19 protein-coding genes are annotated in these 21,297 nt (G+C 63.4%); 15 read left to right on the top strand and 4 right to left on the bottom strand.

Going from position 1 to position 21,297, the window contains the following annotated elements:
* Positions 1–10 precede the first annotated feature (10 nt).
* From FJ977_RS15230 to FJ977_RS15210, 5 genes are all read left to right on the top strand, one after another.
* The gene (locus FJ977_RS15230) at positions 11–829 is read left to right on the top strand and encodes an ABC transporter permease subunit (protein ID WP_140772835.1); all 819 of its coding nucleotides are present in this window, start codon (positions 11–13) and stop codon (positions 827–829) included.
* A 19-nt stretch (positions 830–848) separates the two neighbouring features.
* On the top strand, positions 849–1,919 hold the full coding sequence (locus FJ977_RS15225; RefSeq protein WP_140772597.1) for a LacI family DNA-binding transcriptional regulator: 1,071 nt from the start codon (positions 849–851) through the stop codon (positions 1,917–1,919).
* Between the two features lie 24 nt (positions 1,920–1,943).
* The gene (locus FJ977_RS15220) at positions 1,944–2,702 is read left to right on the top strand and encodes a phosphodiesterase (RefSeq protein WP_140772595.1); all 759 of its coding nucleotides are present in this window, start codon (positions 1,944–1,946) and stop codon (positions 2,700–2,702) included.
* 167 nt (positions 2,703–2,869) lie between these two features.
* A complete protein-coding gene (locus tag FJ977_RS15215; RefSeq protein ID WP_246683115.1) occupies positions 2,870–3,856 on the top strand; it encodes a hypothetical protein in 987 nt (328 codons plus the stop codon).
* A 20-nt stretch (positions 3,857–3,876) separates the two neighbouring features.
* Positions 3,877–5,850 carry a tripartite tricarboxylate transporter permease gene (locus FJ977_RS15210; protein ID WP_140772591.1) on the top strand — a complete coding sequence of 658 codons (1,974 nt, stop codon included), beginning with the start codon at positions 3,877–3,879 and terminating at the stop codon, positions 5,848–5,850.
* Position 5,851: 1 nt separating this feature from the next.
* Here the strand turns inward: FJ977_RS15210 and FJ977_RS15205 are convergent, their stop codons facing one another.
* The 3 genes from FJ977_RS15205 to FJ977_RS15195 all read right to left on the bottom strand — a co-directional run bounded on the left by FJ977_RS15205 (position 5,852) and on the right by FJ977_RS15195 (position 9,469).
* Complete coding sequence (locus FJ977_RS15205) at positions 5,852–7,315, bottom strand: class I adenylate-forming enzyme family protein (protein ID WP_140772589.1); 1,464 nt, start codon at positions 7,313–7,315, stop codon at positions 5,852–5,854.
* Positions 7,312–8,361, bottom strand: a complete 1,050-nt coding sequence (locus tag FJ977_RS15200) for a phosphopantetheine-binding protein (RefSeq protein WP_140772587.1) — start codon at positions 8,359–8,361, stop codon at positions 7,312–7,314. The genes FJ977_RS15205 and FJ977_RS15200 overlap by 4 nt, the downstream gene beginning before the upstream one ends.
* Positions 8,362–8,473: 112 nt before the next feature.
* Positions 8,474–9,469, bottom strand: a complete 996-nt coding sequence (locus FJ977_RS15195) for a sugar-binding transcriptional regulator (RefSeq protein WP_140772585.1) — start codon at positions 9,467–9,469, stop codon at positions 8,474–8,476.
* A gap of 204 nt (positions 9,470–9,673) precedes the next feature.
* On the opposite strand from FJ977_RS15195, the gene FJ977_RS15190 reads away from it, so the two are divergent.
* The gene (locus FJ977_RS15190; protein ID WP_140772583.1) at positions 9,674–10,441 is read left to right on the top strand and encodes a 5'/3'-nucleotidase SurE; all 768 of its coding nucleotides are present in this window, start codon (positions 9,674–9,676) and stop codon (positions 10,439–10,441) included.
* Between the two features lie 99 nt (positions 10,442–10,540).
* Here the strand turns inward: FJ977_RS15190 and FJ977_RS15185 are convergent, their stop codons facing one another.
* Entirely contained in the window at positions 10,541–11,386 is an 846-nt protein-coding gene (locus tag FJ977_RS15185) for a metallophosphoesterase (protein WP_140772581.1), read from the bottom strand.
* Between the two features lie 185 nt (positions 11,387–11,571).
* Between FJ977_RS15185 and FJ977_RS15180 the strand changes: the two genes are divergently transcribed.
* From FJ977_RS15180 to FJ977_RS15140, 9 genes are all read left to right on the top strand, one after another.
* Entirely contained in the window at positions 11,572–12,672 is a 1,101-nt protein-coding gene (locus tag FJ977_RS15180) for an ABC transporter ATP-binding protein (protein ID WP_140772579.1), read from the top strand.
* 79 nt (positions 12,673–12,751) lie between these two features.
* A complete protein-coding gene (locus FJ977_RS15175) occupies positions 12,752–14,041 on the top strand; it encodes an ABC transporter substrate-binding protein (protein WP_140772577.1) in 1,290 nt (429 codons plus the stop codon).
* Between the two features lie 70 nt (positions 14,042–14,111).
* Positions 14,112–14,987, top strand: a complete 876-nt coding sequence (locus FJ977_RS15170; protein WP_140772575.1) for a sugar ABC transporter permease — start codon at positions 14,112–14,114, stop codon at positions 14,985–14,987.
* Complete coding sequence (locus tag FJ977_RS15165; protein WP_140772574.1) at positions 14,984–15,832, top strand: carbohydrate ABC transporter permease; 849 nt, start codon at positions 14,984–14,986, stop codon at positions 15,830–15,832. The genes FJ977_RS15170 and FJ977_RS15165 overlap by 4 nt, the downstream gene beginning before the upstream one ends.
* 247 nt (positions 15,833–16,079) lie before the next feature.
* A complete protein-coding gene (locus FJ977_RS15160; RefSeq protein WP_140772572.1) occupies positions 16,080–17,408 on the top strand; it encodes an NAD(P)H-dependent oxidoreductase in 1,329 nt (442 codons plus the stop codon).
* Positions 17,409–17,410: 2 nt separating this feature from the next.
* Positions 17,411–18,439 carry a thiamine pyrophosphate-dependent dehydrogenase E1 component subunit alpha gene (locus FJ977_RS15155; RefSeq protein WP_140772570.1) on the top strand — a complete coding sequence of 343 codons (1,029 nt, stop codon included), beginning with the start codon at positions 17,411–17,413 and terminating at the stop codon, positions 18,437–18,439.
* Positions 18,439–19,437, top strand: a complete 999-nt coding sequence (locus FJ977_RS15150) for an alpha-ketoacid dehydrogenase subunit beta (RefSeq protein WP_140772568.1) — start codon at positions 18,439–18,441, stop codon at positions 19,435–19,437. The genes FJ977_RS15155 and FJ977_RS15150 overlap by 1 nt, the downstream gene beginning before the upstream one ends.
* A 3-nt stretch (positions 19,438–19,440) precedes the next feature.
* Positions 19,441–20,781 (top strand): pyruvate dehydrogenase complex dihydrolipoamide acetyltransferase, encoded by a 1,341-nt coding sequence (locus FJ977_RS15145; RefSeq protein WP_140772566.1) that lies wholly within the window; start codon positions 19,441–19,443, stop codon positions 20,779–20,781.
* Between the two features lie 118 nt (positions 20,782–20,899).
* Complete coding sequence (locus FJ977_RS15140; RefSeq protein ID WP_140772564.1) at positions 20,900–21,268, top strand: hypothetical protein; 369 nt, start codon at positions 20,900–20,902, stop codon at positions 21,266–21,268.
* Positions 21,269–21,297 lie beyond the last annotated feature (29 nt).

Raw genomic sequence — 21,297 nt, 5'->3', positions numbered from 1 at the left:
ATCATCCGTCATGGGACATAAAGTGCGGATCGACCTGTGGTGGCTGCCCAGGGCAGTGATCCTCGGCCTGCTCGCCTTCATCATCTTCGGTCCGTTGCTCAATCTGTTGCTGTGGACCGTGGCGGAGCGCTGGTATTTTCCGCATGTCCTGCCGCTCGACTACGGTTTCAGTGTCTGGAAGCGTGTCTTCTCGCCACGTGGCGGTGCGATGGATTCGCTGCAGAACAGCATCCTGGTGGCGGTGCTGACGGTCATCGTCTCGCTGGCGCTTGCAATCCCTGCCGGCTACGCGCTGGCGCGATTGAAGCTGCCGCTGCGCGGCCTGATCCTGCTCGCCTTCCTCATCCCGCAGGCGTTTCCGAACCTGCCGGTCTATGTCAACATCGCGCGCGTCTTCTACCAGATCGGCCTCAACGGCACGATCACCGGCGTGGTTCTGGTGCATGCCGTGCATGGCCTGGTCTATGCCGTGTGGATCGCAACGGCGGCTTTTTCGGCCGTCGATGCCGAACTCGAGCAGGCCGCCCGATCAATTGGCGCCGGAGCGTTCCGCGCCTTCCGTGATGTGACCTTGCCGCTCGCCATGCCCGGCCTGATGGCCAGCGCCATCTTCGTCTTCCTGGAATCGCTCGACGAATTCACCGGCAGCTATTTCGTCGGCGCGCCGGATGTGAATATGTTGCCGCTGCTGCTGTATTCGGCGGGCGCCGGCGGCAATTATCAGATCGCCTCGATCACGGCACTTCTGCTGCTCATCCCATCGATCGGCTTCATGCTGATCGTCGAGCGGTTCCTGAAGGCCGATGTGCTGTCGCGGGTTGGCCATTGAAAAGCGTGAGCGTCGACCAATGACGGCAGACGAGAATTCGACCACGGGCGACAAGACCTCGGACAAGCTTCGCTCGGTCAGCGCCCTGCATGTCGCGCGCCAGGCGGGCGTGTCGCGCTCGGCGGTGTCGCGCGCCTTCACGCCGGGCGCCAGCGTCGCCACCGAAACGCGCGAAAAGATCATGCGCGCCGCCGAGGAACTCGGCTATCAGGTCAACGATCTGGCGCGCGGCCTGCTCGCCAACCAGAGCCGGCTGGTGGGGCTGGTGGTGACCAAGCCGGAAGTCGGCTTTCGTGCCCATCTCACCGCTGCGCTCACCAAGGCGCTGATCCATCGCGGCAATGTTCCGGTCATGATCAACACCGGCCAGACCGAGCAGGAGCTGATATCGGCCCAGAAGACGCTGCTTGGCCATCGCGCCGAGGCGACGATCATCCTGTCGGGCTCGCCGCCCTCGTCCTTCTTCAAGCTGGCGCGGCGCAACGGCCAGCCGCTGGTGGTCATCGGCCGCTCCGAACCGGAAGCCGATCATATCCAGACCGACGGCAGCGCGGCCGCCAAGCTCGCGGCGGCATTGTTCGTCGCGCGCGGCATGACGAAGCTTGGTCTGGCGGGATCGCTGTCGGGTACACCCACCATCACCGAACGCGAGGATGCATTCTGCGCCGAGGCAGCGCGTCTTGGCGCCGAGGTTGTGATCGCGCGGGGCCGAGACACGGACTATGCGGGCGGGCTGCAGGCGGGCAAGGCTCTCATTGATAGCCAGGATCGGCCGCAGGCGATCTTCTGCGTCAACGACCTCATCGCCTTCGGCGTCATGGACCACGCCCGGCAGGCCGGGCTCGACATCCCCGGCGATCTCTCGGTGATCGGCTTCGACGATGTTCCCGAAGCCGGCTGGCTTGCCTACCGGCTGACCACCTTCCGCCAGGATCCGGAGATGATGGCCGCCCGTGCCGTGGCATTGCTCGATATGCGCCAGCGGCAGCCGGATCTTGCGCCCATCCGCGAGCGCTTCAACGTGCCGCTTGTCGTGCGCGGCAGTTTTGTTCCGCATGACGCGGAGCGACTTCCAGACAGTTCCTCCTGAATCCTCAGCCACAGGTCGACGCCCATGAAAATCATCCAGCTCTCCGATCCGCATCTGATGACGCCGGGTGGCCTTCTCTATGGCTCCGATCCGCTCGCCAGGCTGGACGCCTGCTTGGCGGACATCGGCAAGAACCATGCCGATGCCGAACTGGTGGTGATATCCGGCGACCTCACCAATGATGGTGAGCGTGCCGCCTACGCGGCATTGCGGGAGAGGCTGGCGCAATTTTCTCCGCCTTGCCGGTTGATGCTCGGCAACCATGACGATCGCGCGCTTTTCCTTGAAATGTTTCCCGACGCCGCTGCCGAGCAAGGATTCGTGCAGAGCGTTTTCGATGGCACGGAGGGTCGCCTGATCCTGCTCGACACGCTGGACAGCGGCCATGTCGAGGGCAGGCTGTGCGCCGCGCGGCTCGATTGGCTCGACGAACGGCTGCAAGAGGCGCGCGACAGGCCGGCCTTCGTCTTCATGCACCACCCGCCGTTTCGGATACACATGCCGGTGCTCGACGAGGTCGGGCTCGCCGACACCGATAGCTTCCACGCGGTGCTGTCGCGCCACGGCAATGTCCGCCACATCTTCGCGGGCCACGTCCATCGGCTGATCGCCGGCAGCTGGCGCGGCATACCGATCAGCACGCTGCGCAGCACGAACCACCAGACCGCGCTCGATTTTTCGCAGAGCTGGAGCCTGGGCCACGAGCCGCCCGCCTATGCCGTGATCTTCATCGACGGGGATGGGGTGGTCGTGCATTTCCACGATTTTCCCGTCGCCGGATAATGCATATGCCCCCGACAGGATCAGGACGCTGACGCTCGCTACGCGTCACGGATTGGCTGTCGTAACTGTGATCCGATCCCGTATCATCCCCCGTGAAAATTATTACCGATTTGTAAAGTCATGGGTTAGAACCGCTTTGGGTTTGATGCGGGGTTGATACGTTGGCTGTGATTTTCCGCGCTTTGCGCGTTCTCTCCTTTCTTGTCGCTGGCCTAGTCCTTGCGATGTGCGCGCAGGCACAGGCGGTCGAATTCAAGACCATCACGATCAAGGTCGGCTATGGCCCCGGCGGCGGCTACGACCAGACATCGCGGCTGATCGCTCGTCATTTTGGCCGGTTCCTGCCCGGCAAGCCTGATATCGTCGTTCAGAATGTGCCGGGCGGCGGCAGCCTCAAGCTCACCAAGATGGTGCTGGGCAGCGAGCCGGCCGATGGAAGCGTCATCGCTTCGGTCAGCGAGGCGATGTCCTATGCTCCGGTGCTCGATCCCCAGAACGCGAATTTCGACCCGCTGGCCCTGCAATGGATCGGCTCGCTCGTCAACGAACCGGCCTATTGCCTGACCGCCAAAAGCTCCGGCATCGACACGATGGACAAGTTCCTGCAGTCCGATTTCCTGATTGGAGCGACCGGCAAGAGCAGCGTGACCTATATTTTCGCGGCGCTGGTCAAGAACGGGCTGAAGGCGAAATTCAAGATCGTCACGGGTTTTGAAGGCACCGCCGATATCGAACTGGCAATGCAACGCGGCGAAATCGCCGGAATGTGCGGTGTTTCCAGCTACAACATCTCCGGAAACCGCGACACGCTCAACCTCGTCGGAACGTTTGGCCCGGGCACGGTTGCAGGCCAGGAGAAGTTCACGGCCAGGATCGAAGACCCTGAGGTTCGGGAGGCGGCCGCGCTCATAGAGACGACCTTGCAGTTCCATCACCCGCTCGTTGTTCCGCCGGGAACACCCAAGGACACCGTCGAAGCGCTTCGCAAGGGCTATATGGAGATGGTCAAGGATCCGGCGTTTCTGGCCGATATCGGCAAGCTCAGCGAAATGACCGTCAACGCCACCAGCGGCGAAGACATAAGCCGGCTCGTGGCGCAGCAATTGAAGGTGGATCCGGACGTATTCGAAACCGCCAGAAATCTGGTGAAGTAGATTTCCGGCGAGGCTCAACGGTGGATCTGATCCTCACCGCCATTTTCGAGATGGCCCAGCCATTCCGTATGCTGATGCTGGTGACCGGTGTTTTCGCCGGCCTGATTGTCGGCGTCGTCCCCGGCATTGGCGGGCTGTTCGCGATGGCGCTGCTCATCCCCATGACCTACAACATGGACGCCTATGCCGCCTTCGCGCTGCTGCTTGGCATGGGATCGGTCAACACCACCTCCGACACCATACCCGCGATCCTGTTCGGCGTTCCGGGTTCGGTGGGCGCCGCGGCAACGGTGCTTGATGGCCATGCGATGGCCAAGAAGGGCGAAGCCGCGCGTGCCTTCGGCGCCTCCTATTCCGCTTCGATGATCGGCGGCGTGTTCGGCGCGCTGGTGCTTGCGGCGGCGATCCCGGTCATGCGGCCGCTTGTCCTCTACCTGAAGACGCCGGACTTCTTCGCGATCTGCGCCTTTGGCCTCTCCATCGTCGCCATGCTGGCGGGAAGCCAGCCGCTCAAGGGGCTGGCGGCGGCCATGTTCGGCATGCTGGCCTCGTTCGTCGGCATCGACAAGATCGCCGGCATCGACCGATGGACCTTCGGCGAAATCTATCTCTGGGACGGTCTGCCGGTTGCCCTGGTGTTTCTCGGCCTGTTCGGCCTGCCGGAACTGGCGTCGCTTCTGCTGCGCGGTTCCATCCAGGGCAATGCGGAGAGGCCGACCTATGCCGGCATGTGGCAAGGCATCATGGACACGCTGCGGGAATGGCCGCTGGTCCTGCGATGCAGCACCATAGGTTCCTTGCTTGGTGCCGTTCCCGGTGTCGGCATCGCGGTGCTGGACTGGATCGCCTATGGCTATGCGTCACGCCGGCCAGGCTCCGGACCGAAGTTCGGCGAGGGCAACGTCAGGGGCGTCATCGCTCCTGAAAGCGCCAACAATGCCAAGGAAGGCGGCTCGCTCATTCCGACGATCGCCTTCGGCGTGCCGGGTTCGGCCTCGATGAGCATTCTGCTTGGCGCCTTTGTCGTGCACGGGCTCGTTCCCGGACCGGACATGCTCGGCAAGAATGCCGCGCTCACCATGTCGATGGTGTTCAGCATTGCCGTGGCCAACATAGTCGGCGCGGTGACCTGCCTCGTGCTGACCCGGCCGCTGGCGCGCGTGGCGCAGGTCTCGGCCGCGATATTGGTGCCGCTGGTGGTGACCTTCATCGTGGTTGGCGCTTACCAGACCAACATGAGCGCTTTCGATTTTGCGCTGGTCATCGGCGTCGGCGCCATCGGCATGGCGATGAAGGAACTCAACTGGCCGCGCTCGGCCTTCTCCTTGGGTTTCGTTCTTGGGCCGAGCCTCGAGAATTACTTCTTTCTCGCCTACCAGATTTCCGGCTGGTCGTGGCTCGCCCAGCCCTTGGTGCTGCTGCTGCTTGGACTGGCGGTGGTCGGCGTCATCAGGCAGACGCTGTCGTGGATCAGGGCCAGAAACCCAGGTGGCCCGCTGCCGCCCGCGCTGCCCGATATCATCGCCGGCGCCGCCATGACATTGCTGGCGTTGGCGGCATTGGTGACCGCCGCTACCGGTTTTCCCTTCGAGGCCGCCATCTTCCCGATCATCACGGCTGGATTGCTGATGATGTTTTCGCTGACGACGACAGTGCGGACGACACTGCGATGGTGGACGCCCTCCACGCCCGTCCCGTCCGCGCCCGCCGGGGCTCCCGGCGAATGGTCGCCGGCCACGGAACCAACCATGAAGGGCAATCTTGCGGTGCTGGGCCTCTGCCTTGCCTTGGCCGTCCTCATCCTGTTGGTCGGACACCTGGCGGCGACTTTCATTTTCGTGGCCGGCAGCATCGCGGTGCTTGGCTCGAAGTCATGGCGGTCGCCGCTGACGATCGCCGCCGCCACGACGGTTTTTGTCTATTCGGTTTTCGATATGCTGGCGTCCCAGCCATGGCCGACGCCCTGGCTCGCCGGTATCTGGGGGATCTTTTAGTTTATTTGCGCGCCAGCGTTTCGATCAACTGGCGGCGCAGCAACTTGCCGTTGCTGCTGTAGGGCAATGATGGCACGATCCGTATCTCGCGCGGCCGCCGGTCGGGTGCGATGTTGGCGCGCAGGAATGCCTGGAATTCCTCAATCGTTCCCTGTTCGGAAACAATGAATACCGCGATTTCCTGCCCCATGGTCTCGTCCGCGAAACCGGCCACGGCGACGTCCTGCACCTTGGAATGGGCGCGGATCAGTTTTTCAAGCTCCTGGGGCGCGACGCTGACGCCGCCGCGAACGATCATATCGGCCTCGCGGTCGACGATCGTCACGAAGCCGTCGGCATCCAGGAAACCGATGTCGCCGGGAATGCCCCAGTCCGAGCCCATGATCTGTGGATCGACGAAGAGGCGGTTGCCGGGCATCAGGACGGCCGATGCCATGGTCGGGGTCCGGGCCTTGATCAGCCCCCTGTCCCCTTGTTGCAGCACGTGGCCGTCGGGACCGACAATCTCGATTTGAACACCCGCCACTGGGCGGCCCGCGCTTTCGGGCTTGGCCAGGATATCTGAACCCGACAGCGAGGATATTATGCCGGTGAGGCTCGATGAGTAGCTTATCCGGTAACCCGGCGAGATGTAGCGCCAGGCGGCGATCTTGTCTTCGCCCCTGGCTGGTCCGCCTATGCTGTAGAGGACGGAGAGTTTTGGGAGCAGGTGGGTGGCGCGCTCACCGGTTTCCTTGACCATTCGGGCTATCACCGACGGTGCCAGCGCCGTACCGCTTGCCTGGAACGACAGCAGTGCCTCGATGAGTTCGGAGGGCGTGAACAGCGGCGGGAAGAACCGGACGACGCCGCCGTAAAGCAGATACCCGAAAGTCTGGTGGCGCATTGCCGAGTAGGACAGCGCCATCGGCGTCAGAAATCGCTTGGCGGTTCCCTCCACAACGCTCCGGCGCGCCGCGATACGCCGGGCAAGCGCTTCGTGCGACTGTGTATAGGCCTTTGGGTCGCCCGTGGTGCCGGACGAGAAGATCAGGAAGGCCGGATTGGCATCATCCATCGGGGCGCTGGCCTCGAATCCCGGCGCCGAGGCCGATTTCCAGCCGGTATCAAAGAGGGCGTTCGGATAGATTTCGTCGCCGGGCATGGCACGGCTTTCGAAAACCATCTTCAAGCCGAAGTCGCGCGCCTGTCTTGCACGCTGGCTTCTGGGCGTTCGAAAATCGATAACCACGGGGGTTGCGCTGTTTTTCCAACAGGCGAGGATGGACAGCACCACGTCGATGTTGTCGACCATGGCAAGGCCGACGCGGTCGCCGGGCCTGATGCCCGATGCGTTGAAGTTTGCCGCCAGATGCCCGACCTGCGTCAGCGCTTGCGCATAGGTGATCTGCGAACGGTCATTGACCATCGCGACCTTGTCGCCATGGGCCGCGAAGGCTTCCAGTATCTGCCGGCCAAAACTCATCGCTGGTGCTGGACGCGTGTCGCCCCGGGTCTTTCGGAGAGGAAAGTGAGGATCTCCGCGTCGATCGCGTCCATGTTGGCCTTGCGGAATTTGTTGTGCGTGCCCGGCATGACGACCGTCTTCACGCTGGCCTTGTCGGATGCCCAGCCCTTGTAATCCTTCACCGTCGTGGCGCCCCATTCGGAACTGGCGAGGATGAGAACGTCGCAGGGATAGGAGGAGGGCACGAAACCGGCCGCGGCCTGCAACAATGCGCTCTTGTAGGCTTTCTTGCGCAGATGCCGCCCCAGGCGTGTCTGCCCCAGCCCCACCGCGCTCATCGTATCGCGCAGCAAGCGCCAATAGATCACCTTGCGCGTGATCTGGCGGCGCCGGCTGTCCGTCAGGCGGTCGTTGGGCATCGGTTTCAGCCAGGCGGAGCCGGGCGAGGGCGGATCGATGAGCACGATGGCGGGCCGCTTGCCGGTCGCCTCATGGCTCAGCCGACCGACCTCGATCGCCAACAATCCACCCACGCAAATGCCACCAATCACGTCGGGATGCTGGCCGGTCACCGAAGTGAGGGCCTCGAAATAGCTGGAGCAGATTTCGGCCATGCTGGAATAAGGCGTCTCGCCGGGCTCGGTGCCCATGCCGCGCACGGCCATGATGGCGTATTTCTCTTTCAGCCGCTTGCCGAAGCGATTGACGAACAAGGCCGAGCCGGTAATGCCATGGATCATGGCAATCGGCTCATGGCCGATGCTGCCCGCCACCGGCACGATCAGCTCGCGCGCCGGATGGACCGGCACCAGCGACGCGATCAGCCTGCCGAATTCGCGCGGTGTCTGCGCTTCGAGCAGAATGGAGGTCTGGAGCTTGACGCCGAATCGTTTCTGCACGGCAAGCACCAAGGTCTCGGCCATCAGCGAGTCGCCGCCGAGATCGAAGAAATTGTCGTCGAGACCGACCGAGGGAACCTGCAATTCCGCAGCGAAGATGCCGGCGATCGCATGTGCCGGTCCGTCGCCCGGTGATGCAGGCCGCAGCCTTTGTTGGACGTTCATCGGAAAGCCCCTACCGATGCATATTCCTGCCTTTTACGCACAGCTGTGTCCAGGGACAAGCCCATGATCCGCCTAAGTGACGGGTGCGCTGCCGCTGTCGTGTCGCGACGGGTCAGGAGGCCTGTTCGAGCGGAGGAAGCTCGAGCAGCGCCTGGGCGGCGGCGACGTCGGTGATGAGAAGCTTGGCGTTGGTCGCCGCGATGCCGGCGCGGATGGCGTGGATCTTGCGCAGGCCGCCCGACGAGATGATGACCTTCGGCACCCTGCTGATGTCGGCGGGATTGATGGCCATGGCGCGATGGTTGACGGGATGGTCAAGCACATTGCCGTCGGCATCGACGAAATGGCAGAGCACATCGCCTACGGCACCGGCATCCTTGAGGCTCTTGGCGTCCGACCAGTTGAGAATGCCGCGGCGGAAGATCGAGGCCTGGGTGCCGACATCGCCGACGCTGAGCAGAGCGATGTCGACGGCACGTGCCCGCTCGTAGAGCTGTTTGAGATCATCCTGTTTCCACAGTGCGTCGGCCAGTTCGCGGTCGGGCACAAAGACAGGCGCGGTGATCTGATAGAGTTCCGTGCGGTAGAATTCGGCGAAGCGCCAGGCGACGGCCGAAGGATTGTGCGCTGTCGCATGGGTCAGGCCGCCGAGCAGTGAAATGACGGTCATGTCGTTGACCTCGCGCCAGATCAGCGACCGCATGCAGACCTGCAGCGTGGCGCCCCAGCCGACACCGATCGACAGTCCGTTGGTGACCTGTTCGGAAATGTAGCGTCCGGTGGCGTGGCCGACGACGGCCGCGACGCTCTCCTCGTCCTGGCTCGACGCGGGCACGACGATCGCCTCGGTCAAGCCGAGGTGCTTTTCCAGGTTCCGCTGCAGGCGGATCAGCGATTCGGCCTGCGAATTGATGGTGATCTGGACCGTACCGTCCTCACGCGTCGCCGCAAGCAGGCGCAGGGCCTTGATGCGGCTGATGTCGAGATGCTGGGCAACCTGTTCCTGGGTCAGGCCCTCGACATAATAGAGATAGGCGGCTCTCAGCTTGAGTTCGTCCTGGTCGGACTGGAATTTCGTCCGCCTCGGTCGCTTTTCCGAACCTGCCATGCCCACTTCCCTCAAGACGTACCCCCATTAGACGATTTGCCGACGGAGGGAAATCACGCGGCCGCTCGCGCGCCGGCCGCCCGTGGAAATCCAGCAAACCGAAAAGCCTGCCCGAGTTCATCTTACGGAATTGTACAATAATTCTCAATATGGCATAAATGTACGAATTATGAAGACGCTCGGGCGCAGCCAGAAGGATATGACATGCGAATACTGCTCTCCAATGACGACGGAATCGACGCGCCCGGTCTGGCGATCCTGGAAAGGGCGGCGGCGCTGCTGAGCGACGACATCTGGACCGTGGCGCCGAGCGGCAACCGCAGTGGCTTTGGTCATTCGATCACGCTGCGGCAGGCCTTTGCACTTGAGCAGGTCGCGCCCCGTCGCTATTCGTGCACCGGCACCCCGGCCGACTGCGTCATCGGGGCGATGCACTGGGTGTTCCGCGACGGCGCGAAACCCGATCTGGTCCTGTCGGGCATCAATGAGGGGCGCAACGTCGCCGAGGACGTCTCCTACTCCGGCACCATGGCGGTGGCGCGCGAGGCGGCGCTGTGCGGCATTGCCGGCGTGGCCTTCTCCATGCCGCGCGACAGCCAGGCCTATGGCGATGACGAGGTCGCATGGCTGGCGGCGCGCATCGAAGGTTTTTGGAACACCCGCCAGGAATGGGCCCAGGAGGGACATTGGCTGAGCGTCAACCTGCCGCGCACTGTGCCAGCGCCCATGCGTTCGGCGCGCATCGGCCGCGACAAATGCGCGACGCGGGTGATCATCCATGCCGAGGATGGGCGCAGCGCCCGCATCGAGCCGCTGGCCGACCGCAACTACGCCACGACGCCGGGTGACGAAAACAGCCTGATCGATTCCGGCATTGCCTCGGTCACCTGCCTGAACTGGATGGGCCATGCCTTCGTGCCGGCGGGCGCCTTGTCGGAACTCGACGGGGCTCTTGAACAGGCGGTCGCCTGAGACTTGATCCCGAAAGGATCGGACGAACCGGATTCGAAGTTAAAAAAAGGGCGCCCGGATCACCGGCGCGCCCTTCTTGCGTTCTCGAGCATGGGGCGATCAGTATTTCGGGTAGACCTCGAGCAGGCAGTCGTCGAGATAGCTGTTGACGAAGCCCGGGATGGTCACCGCGCGGGTTTCGATGCCGCCGTCATCATGCAGCACGTGCTCGAGATAGCCGACCTCGCGGTTGCCGCCCATTTCGGGCACCAGCTCCTCGCGGGTGGTGAAGGCGATCGACGAGCACCATTCGAGCCTCACGCCATCGTGGCCGCGCGAGCGCTGCTGGTGCAGATGCCCGCTGGCGATCATCTTCAGCTGCTTGTGCGCCATCAATTCGTGCAGGTTCTCACGACCGATCGGATCGACTGTCCAGTAGGTCAGCTCGGTGCTTTCCGGCGTGTCGACATAGAGCGGCTGATGCGAGAACAGCGCCAGGTGCCGCTCGCCAAGCGTCGCCAGCTGTTCGCCGATCCAGTCATATTGCTGCTGCTCGCCGTCCAGTCCCGAACCGACACGCAGCGAATTGATGCCGAGCAGCCGCCAGTTGCCGCGGTCGATCGACCATCTGTCGGCGCCATAATAGCGCTCGTAACGGTCAAGCCTGGTCGGGCTGATGGCGCTGCCCATGGCGGTTTCGGGCTGCGACAGGCGTGGATTGTCGCCGACATCGTGATTGCCGGGGATATAGCGGATGTCCTTGCCGGCGCGCTCCAGGAACGAGCGGCAGAAGGGATAATCTTCCTCGAAGCGTATGCCGTCGAGCGTGATGTCGCCGGTATGGACGATCAGGTCGTGATCGGCGGTCTTCAGCACGTCGATCATGAGTTCGTTGTTCTCGTGAAACCGGTGGGTTCGCGGCGACAGGTGGGTGTCGGATATCTGCATAATTCGAATCGAGGCCATGGATCTCTCTTTGCCGGTGGGCGTGGTCTGACGCGTCGCTGCTTCAGAATTGTACAATTGTATTGACTTGAGAAAGATAGTTCAATATTCGATTTTAGCGATCAACGGATCGCCAGCCCGAGCGCGTCTTCGCTGCGCGGATTCCGGAGGGATCGGGCGGGAGGTTACCGGAACAGGGAGGCACCATGTCCGGCATCGAGATCAGGAACCTCAACAAGAGGTGGGCGACCTTTGACGCCGTGAAGGATGTCAGCTTCGAGGTGAAGCCCGGCACCCTGACGGTGCTGCTTGGACCGTCAGGCTGCGGCAAGTCGACGACGCTGCGGTTGATTGCCGGCCTAGATTCGGTCACTTCCGGCCAGATCTTCATCGGCGGCAAGGACGTCACCGTGCAGCCGCCGGCCAAGCGCGGCCTGGCCATGGTGTTCCAGTCCTATGCGCTCTTCCCGCACCTCAGCGTTGCGGAAAACATCATATTCGGTCTCAAGGTACGGCGGGTGCCGGCCGGGGAGCGGACGCGCCGCCTCAAGAAGGCAGCCGACATTCTCGGGCTGGGGGCGCTTCTTGACCGCAAGCCTTCCCAGCTTTCGGGCGGTCAGCAGCAGCGCGTAGCCCTCGGCCGGGCGATCGTCGCGGAGGCGTCGGTGTGCCTGATGGACGAGCCGCTGTCCAACCTCGACGCGCAGCTTCGTCACGAGATGCGCAAGGAAATACGCACCATCCAGCAGGCGCTGGGCATGACCATGGTCTATGTCACGCATGATCAGATCGAGGCGATGAGCCTTGCCGATCAGGTCATCCTCATGCGCGGCGGCCGCATCGAGCAGAAGGCGGAGCCGGCAGGGCTTTATCTGCGGCCGGCGACGTCGTTCGCGGCAAAGTTCATCGGCACGCCGCCGATGAACCTCGTCTCGCTGGCCGATGGGCCGGCCGGCGCCATAATCAAGGGATCGGCGGGGCCGGCACTGGTCGAAGGCAAAGGCGATGGGCTGTCGCTCGGGCTGCGGCCGGAGGAGATCCGGATCGAGCCGGATGGCGTCGTTCCCGCCATGATCCGCGGCATCGAATATCACGGCGCAGACAGCATTCTGGAGTGCGCCGTCGGCGACCAGCTTCTGCAGGTGCGGGTGGACGGCATCCGTCGGCAGTCCGTTGGCGACCAGGTGCGGCTGGGCTGGCTGCCCGACGCCATGCACGTCTTCGACGAGGCGGACGGCAACAGGGCCGAGCGCAAGGTATTGGTCGGTCAGGCGGTCGGCGAGCGCGTGCTGCGCGCGGTGCCCTGACCTGCCGGGAACGGCCCGCGGTCTCGAAGCAGGCCGATTGGCGACGACAACGAGAGAATATCACAAACCGGAGGAAACGATGTTTGCAAGAAGTGGCAAGTGGCTTGGCGCCGCGCTGTTGGGGGCAGGCCTGAGCCTTGGCGCGGCGCAGGCCGAGCCGGTCGAAGTCAGTTTCTATTATCCCGTGGCCATCGGCGGTCCGGTGACCAAGATCGTCGATGACCTGATCACTCGGTTCGAGGCGGCCAATCCCGACATCAAGGTCAAGGCGATCTACTCAGGCACCTATTCCGAGACGATCAGCAAGTCGCTGACCGCGTTCAAGGCCGGCCAGCCGCCGGAACTGGCGGTCATGCTGTCGGCCGATCTCTTCACGCTGATCGACGAGGGCGCGATCGCGCCGATCGACGACCTGGTCAAGACCGACGACGACAAGGCCTGGCTCGCCGGATTTTCGCCGGTGTTCATGACCAACAGCAAGAGCGAGGACAAGACCTGGGGCATCCCCTTCCAGCGCGGTACGACCGTGTTCTTCTGGAACAAGGATGCCTTCAAGGCGGCCGGCCTCAACCCGGATGTCGGCCCGCAGAACTGGGAAGAAGTCGTCGATTTCGCCACCAAGCTGACCAAACGCGACGTCAGCGGCAACGTCACGCAATGGGGCATGCAGGTGCCGTCGTCGCTGACCTCCTACTGGTTGCTGCAGGGCTATGTCGCCCAGAATGGCGGCACGATCGCCGATGTTTCGGGGGACAAGACCTATTTCGATTCCCCCGAGGTCGTCGAAGGACTGCAGTACTGGACGGACCTGGCGCTCAAGCACAAGGTGATGAAGCCCGGCGTGATCGAGTGGGCGACCAACCCGAAGGACTTCTTCGAGGGCCGTGCCGCCATGATCACCACGACCAGCGGCAATTTGACCAACGTCAAGACCAATGCACCGTTCCCGTTCGGCGTGCAGATGCTGCCGGAGCACAAGAAGCGCGGCGCGCCGACCAGCGGCGGCAACATCTTTATCTTCAACGGCACGGCGCCCGAGAAGCAGCAGGCGGCCTTCCAGTTCGCGAAATGGCTGACCTCGGCCGACCAGGCCGCCGAATGGAGCATCAAGACCGGCTATATCGCGCCGCGCGACGATGCCTGGAACACGCCGGCGATGCAGGCCTATGTCAAGGAATTCCCGGGTGCCGCCGTCCCGCACGACCAGATCCCCTACATGGTGCCGGAGCTTTCGACGCATGAGAACCAGCGTGTCGCCCGCGTCATCGATGACGGCATCGAGGCCGCGCTGACCGGCACCAAGACGCCGGCGCAGGCGATGGGCGATGCGCAGCAGGAAGCCGACCGCATCCTGAAACAGTATCGCTGACCGATACGAAGGGCGGCGGTCGAAGCCGATCCGCCGTCCTTTCCGCCAGAGCGACAGGAAAGGGTGTCTCGTGACACAAGGACGAAATCAGATCACCGCGTGGCTGCTGCTGTTGCCGGCCGTCGTGCTGCTGGCGGCGTTCACCCACATCCCGGCGGTGATGACGCTGGTCAACAGCTTCTACAACACGCCGCGCGGCGTACGCCCGGCAAAGTTCGTCGGGCTCGGCCACTACAGCGACATGCTGAGCGACCCGGTGTTCCTGGCCGCGCTGAAAAACAATGCCATCTATGCCATCGGCACGGTGCCGGTGGCGATCGGCCTCGCCATGCTGATGGCGCTGATCGTCAACTCGTCCATCCGCGGCAAGGCCCTGCTGCGCATGTCGTTCTTCCTGCCCACCATCCTGCCGATGATCGCGGTGGCCAACATCTGGCTGTTCTTCTACACGCCCGGCTACGGTCTCATCGACCGCTTCCTTGGCCTGTTCGGCTTTGCCGAGCGCAACTGGCTGGGTGATGGCTCGACGGCGCTGGGCAGCCTCATGGTGTTGGCGGTCTGGAAGGAAGCCGGCTTCTTCATGATCTTCTACCTGGCGGCGCTGCAGCAGATCAGCCCGTCGCTGTCGGAGGCCGCGGCTCTCGAGGGCGCCGGGCGCTGGTACTTCTTTCGGCGCGTCACCTTCCCGCTGCTGATGCCGACGACTTTGTTCGTACTGATCAACGCCATCATCAATTCGTTCCGGCTGATCGACCACGTCATCGTCATGACCCGTGGCGGCCCCGACAATGCCAGCACGCTGCTCCTCTACTACATCTACCAGACGGCGTTCCGCTTCTGGGATACCGGCTATGCCGCCGCGCTGACCATGGTGCTCTTGGCACTGCTCGCTGCGCTCGCCTTCGTGCAGTTCGGCATTCTCGACCGGAGGGTCCACTACAAATGACCGTCACCGCTCTCCCCCAGCCGGTCCAGTCGCGCGAACAAGGCTTCTGGCACGCCATCGAGGTGATCGGCTGCTACCTGCTCGGCGCGCTGTGGATCCTGCCGCTGCTCTATGCGGTGTGGATGGCGTTCCATCCTGCCGAATACGAAGTGCGCTTCGACCTGACGGCGCCCCTGACATTCGGCAATTTCATCCAAGCATGGAACGCGGCTCCGTTCGCACGCTATTTCCTCAACACCTTCGTGCTGATCACGGTCATCCTGGCCTCGCAATTCGTCATCTGCACGCTCGCCGCCTATGCCTTCGCCCGCTACGATTTCCGCGGCAAGACGCTGGTGTTCATGCTGGTGCTGATCCAGCTGATGATCATGCCCGAGGTGCTGCTGGTCGAGAACTACCGCACCATGGTCAAGCTAGGCCTCGTCGATACAGTGCTGGCGATGGGCCTGCCCTACATGGCGTCGGCCTTCGGCATCTTCCTTCTGCGTCAAGCCTTCCTGACCGTGCCCAAGGAACTCGACGACGCCGCACGCGTCGAAGGGGCCGGACCGCTTGGCATCCTGCTCAAGGTCTACGTCCCGCTGTCGCGCCCGATCTATGTCGCCTATGGGCTGGTCTCGGTCAGCTATCACTGGAACAATCTCCTGTGGCCGCTGGTGATCACCAACTCGGTCTCGACCCGGCCGCTGACGGTCGGCCTGCAGGTCTTCGCCTCGCCCGATCAGGGCGTACAGTGGAGCATCATCTCGGCAGCCGCCTTGATGACCTCGGCGCCGCTGCTGATCGGCTTCCTGCTGTTCCAGCGCCAGTTCGTGCAGAGTTTCATGCGGGCCGGCATCAAGTAGCCGCCTTTACCGGAACATCGCGGCGTCCGCCGCGCGGCTTCGCGGCTCGACGGCTGTTCCGCATCCCGGACAGCCTGCCGCAACGCGTGGCTTCCAGCTTTTGCCGGTGGCCATTCCGCGCCTCCCGCAAGCCTCCGGAAAGGGCACGAAAGTGCGGTAATTTTGGACATTAGTCTTGACAGAAATACAGATGTTCAATACCCGTCAAGCACTTGAACAAGCCTGCAATGTGGGAGGAATAAGCGGTATGGCTTCCAATATTTCGTTGACGGGCCTTGCCCGCGATCTCGATGAGCGTGGCAAGTCGGGCAAGCCCATCCGCATCGGCCTGATCGGCTCCGGCGAGATGGGAACCGACATCGTCACCCGCGTCGCCCATATGTCCGGCATCGAGATCGGCGCGATCTCGGAGCTGAACCTGCCGGCCGCCAGCAAGGCGGTGGATATCGCCTTCCAGGAAACCGGCCATGCGCGCGAAGTGTCGAGCGCTTCGGCGATGACGGAGGCCATGGAAGCCGGCAAGGTGGCGGTCACCAACGACGCCAACCTGGTCATCAACAATGATCTCATCGATGTGGTCATCGACGCGACCGGCGTTCCCGCCGTCGGTGCCGAGATCGGCTTGCGCGCCATGGAGCACGGCAAGCATCTGGTGATGATGAATGTCGAGGCCGACGTCACCATCGGCGCCTATCTGAAGAGCGAGGCCGACCGGCTCGGCGTCACCTATTCGCTGGGCGCGGGCGACGAGCCGTCCTCCTGCATGGAACTGATCGAGTTCGTTTCGGCCATGGGCCATCCGATCGTCGCCGCCGGCAAGGGCAAGAACAACCCGCTCAACATCGACGCCACGCCGCCCGCCTACGAGGAAGAGGCCAAGCGCCGGCACATGAATGTGCGCATGCTGGTCGAATTCGTCGATGGCTCCAAGACCATGGTCGAAATGGCGGCGATCGCCAATGCCACCGGCCTGGTGCCGGACAAGGCCGGCATGCATGGTCCGGCCGCGACACTCGGCGAACTCTCGAAAGTCCTGGTGCCTGAGAAGGATGGCGGCGTGCTGTCCAGGGTCGGCGTCGTCGACTACTCGATCGGCAAGGGCGTGGCGCCCGGCGTCTTCGTCGTCGCCGACATGTCGCATCCGCGCATTTCGGAGCGCATGGAAGACCTGAAGATGGGCAAGGGCCCGTATTTCACCTTCCATCGCCCCTATCACCTGACCTCGCTCGAAGTGCCGCTGACCTGCGCCCGCGTCGTCCTTTACGGCAAGGCAGACATGGTGCCGCTGGCAAAGCCGGTGGCTGAAGTTGCGGCGGTCGCAAAGAAGGACATGCAGCCGGGCGAGAAGCTCGATGCGATCGGCGAATATTGCTACCGGGCCTGGATCATGACGGCGCCGGAAGCGCATGCGGCGCGGGCCATTCCTTGCGGCCTGCTGCAGGGCGGTTCGGTGACGGCGCCGATCAAGAAGGGTGAGCTCATCACCTATGCCAATGCGGCCCCTGCGCCGGGCTCGAAGATCGCGGAGCTGCGCGCTCGCCAGGACAAACTCGTCTACGGAACCGTGGGAGCCTGATCATGGCCACAGCCAGCAAAGCCGTCGCGGACAGCCGCGCCAACCTGCCTTTCGTCTATCGCCAGTACAGCGCCGAGCAGCTCAAGCAGGTGCTCTACAAGATGTACCTCATCCGCCGCTTCGAAGAGGGCGCGGAGGAAAGCTACACGCGCGGCCTGATCCACGGCACCATGCACCTGTCGATCGGCCAGGAAGCCAGCGCCATGGGCATCTGCATGCCGCTTGGCGAGGATGACCAGATCACCTCGACGCATCGCGGCCATGGCCACTGCATCGCCAAGGGTGCGGAGGTGAAGCGCATGTTCGCCGAGTTCTTCGGCAAGACCACCGGCTACTGCAAGGGCCGTGGCGGCTCGATGCACATCGCCGATGTCGCCAAGGGCAATCTCGGTGCCAACGGCATTGTCGGCGGCGGCATTCCGATCGCCGTCGGTGCTGCGCTCTCCTCCAAGATGATGAAGACCGGCAAGGTCGTCGTCTCCTTCTTCGGCGACGGCGCCAACAATGAGGGCGCCTTCCACGAAGCGCTGAACATGGCGGCGGTCTGGAAGCTGCCTGTCATTTTCGTCTGCGAGAACAACGGCTACGGCATGTCGACATCGACGGCCCGTTCGACCGCGGTGAAGAACATCGCCGATCGCGCCGCCGCCTATTCGATGCCCGGCGTCATCGTCAACGGCAACATCTTCTCCGAAGTCGCCGAGGCTTCGTACAAGGCCGTCGAACGGGCGCGCGCGGGCGAGGGGCCGACGCTCATCGAATCCAAGACCTACCGCCATCGCGGCCATTCCAAGAGCGACCGCAATCGCTATCGCACCAAGGAAGAGATCGAGGACTGGATGTCGAACCGCGACCCGATCACGCTGTTCGAGAACGAATTGCGGGAATTCGGCTTCATCGACGACAAGGGCATCGAGGCCATTCGCGACGCCGTGGCGCGGGAGATTGCCGACGGCATCGAGTTCGCCAAGGCGAGCCCTTCGCCGGATGTGAGCGAGACTGGAAATTATGTGTATACGGAGCAGGCGTGATGGACGCGATGGTGCGTGAACTGAGCTACGCCCAGGCGATCCAGGAAGCCATGGCGATCGCCATGGACATGGACGAGCGCGTCTTCCTGATGGGCGAGGATATCGGCGTCTATGGCGGCGCCTTCCAGGTGACCGGCGACCTGGTCGACCGTTACGGCGCCGACCGGGTGATGGACACGCCGATCTCGGAACTGGGCGGCGCGGGCGTCGCTGTCGGCGCCGCCGTCACCGGCATGCGACCGATCTTCGAATTCCAGTTCTCCGACTTCGCCACGCTCGCCATGGAGCAGATCGTCAACCAGGCGGCCAAGATGCGTTTCATGCTGGGCGGCGAGGTTTCCGTTCCCGTGGTGATGCGCTTTCCGGCCGGCTCCGGCACGGGTGCCGCCGCGCAGCACAGCCAGAGCCTGGAGGCCTGGCTCGGCCATGTGCCGGGTCTGAAGGTCATTCAGCCGGCGACGCCCTACGATGCCAAGGGCATGCTTTTGGCCGCCGTCGCCGATCCCGATCCGGTGATGATCTTCGAGCACAAGCTGCTCTACAAGGTGAAGGGCCCGGTGCCTGAAGGCTACTATACGGTGCCGATTGGCAAGGCCGATATCCGCCGCGAAGGCCGGGATCTCACCATCGTCGCCACCTCGATCATGGTGCAGAAGGCACTCGAAGCCGCCGCAACACTGGAAGCCGAGGGCATCGACGTCGAAGTCGTCGATCTCCGGACCATCCGGCCGATGGACAAGCAGACCGTCATCGACAGCGTCAAGAAGACGTCGCGGCTGATGTGCGTCTACGAAGCGGTCAAGACATTGGGCATCGGCGCCGAAGTCAGCGCCATGATCGCCGAGAGCGAGGCGTTCGACTATCTCGACGCACCGATCGTGCGGCTGGGCGGCGCCGAGACGCCGATCCCCTATAATCCGGAGCTCGAAAAGGCCACCGTGCCGCAGGTTCCCGACATCATCACCGCCGCGCGCGACCTCGTGAAAGGGGTTCGCTGAGACATGCCGACAGAAGTCATTCTTCCCAAGGTCGACATGGACATGGCGACCGGACAGATCTCGCGCTGGTTCGCCACGGAAGGCCAGCAGGTCAAGAAGGGCGACGTGCTGTTCGAGATCGAGACCGACAAGGCGGCGATGGAGATCGACGCGCCGGCCAGCGGCGTGCTGCGCGACGTGACCGGCAAGGAAGGCGTCGACATTCCGGTCGGCGCGCCGGTCGCCTGGATCTATGCCGATGGCGAGGCTTATGGGGCCAAGCAAGACAGGGCGCCAATTTCCCTCCCTGTGGAGTCGACAGAGGGGGGCGCTGTCCCGCCAAAGTCGCATTCTGTCACGACCCCCTCTGCCCTGCCGGGCCCCACAAGCGGGGAGATCGTCCAATCGCCGTCGGGCGCACGCGCGACACCTTTGGCTCGTCGTCTGGCGCGTGAGGCGGGCCTTGCCCTTGCCAGCATCACCGGCACCGGTCCTTACGGCCGCGTGGTCAAGGCGGATATTGACGCGGCGATTGCCAAGGGCGGTGCCAAAGAGGCCCCGGCGGCGGCTCCTGAAGCTCCCGCCGCTGCTGCTTCCGCTCCCGCCGTGAAGGCGATGTCGGACGACCAGGTGCTGAAACTGTTCGAGGAGGGTTCCTACGACCTCGTCCCGCACGACAATATGCGCAAGACCATCGCGCGCCGCCTCGTCGAGGCCAAGACCACCATTCCGCATTTCTACCTGACGCTCGACTGCGAACTCGATGCGCTGCTGGCGCTGCGCACGCAGATCAATGCTGCAGCCCCGATGAAGAAGACCGACAAGGGCGAGGCTCCCGCCTACAAGCTGTCGGTCAACGACATGGTCATCAAGGCGATGGCGATGGCGCTGAAGGCGGTGCCGGATGCCAATGCGTCATGGACCGAAACCGCCATGGTCAAGCACAAGCATGCCGATGTCGGCGTCGCCGTCTCGATCCCCGGCGGCCTGATCACGCCGATCATTCGACATGCCGACGAGAAGTCGCTGTCCACCATCTCCAACGAGATGAAAGATCTGGCGAGCCGTGCGCGCAGCCGCAAGCTGAAGCCGGAAGAGTATCAGGGCGGCACCACGGCGGTGTCGAACCTCGGCATGTTCGGCATCAAGGACTTCGCCGCCGTCATCAACCCGCCGCACGCGACGATCCTGGCGGTCGGTGCCGGTGAGGAGCGGGCCGTGGTCAAGAACGGCGAGATCAGAGTAGCCACCGTGATGTCGGTGACGCTGTCGACGGACCATCGTGCCGTCGACGGGGCACTTGGCGCCGAACTGCTGGTCGCCTTCAAGCGGTTGATCGAAAACCCGATGGGCATGCTGGTCTAGGCCGTGTTGACAGTTGGGTGAGGCCGGCCTGCGAAGCCGGCTCACATTCAGAAACGACTTGTCAGGCGTCGACCCTTGACCCATGTTCTCCAGTGGATTGCGTTCAAGGGAGGCCAGCATGCCTGCATTCGACCCATCTGACGTCAAAACCTTGTTCGGTAAGGTGATGGGTGCCTCGCCGTCCGATATCAAGCTTGTGGCGCAGCGCCTGCACGATCACGCTTTCGAGCCGCGCATGTCGGCGGACGAGACGAAGCAGCTTGTCGCCGGCCTTGGTTATGACAGCCTGGACGCGTTCTGCGCCGATATCGGCCTGCCCGCTCATATTGCGGAGCGCTGGAGCCGTTTCGGCGTTTCCGGCGAGATGAAGCAGGTGTTCACGTTGTTGGCGGCCCAGCGCAGGCGGGTTGCCGAGGCGATCGCCGAATTCGAATCCATGACGCATGTCGGCGTCGAGGATTTTTTGCGCGAGCGCGGACTTATCTAGCTCGAACCGATGGCCGGAGCGAAAGCTGT

The sequence above is a fragment of the Mesorhizobium sp. B2-1-3A genome (assembly GCF_006442655.1).
In the GTDB taxonomy this organism is placed as follows: Bacteria; Pseudomonadota; Alphaproteobacteria; order Rhizobiales; family Rhizobiaceae; genus Mesorhizobium.
The sequence above is the reverse complement of the archived record's forward strand: the minus strand, read 5'-3'. Positions and strand labels throughout refer to the sequence as shown.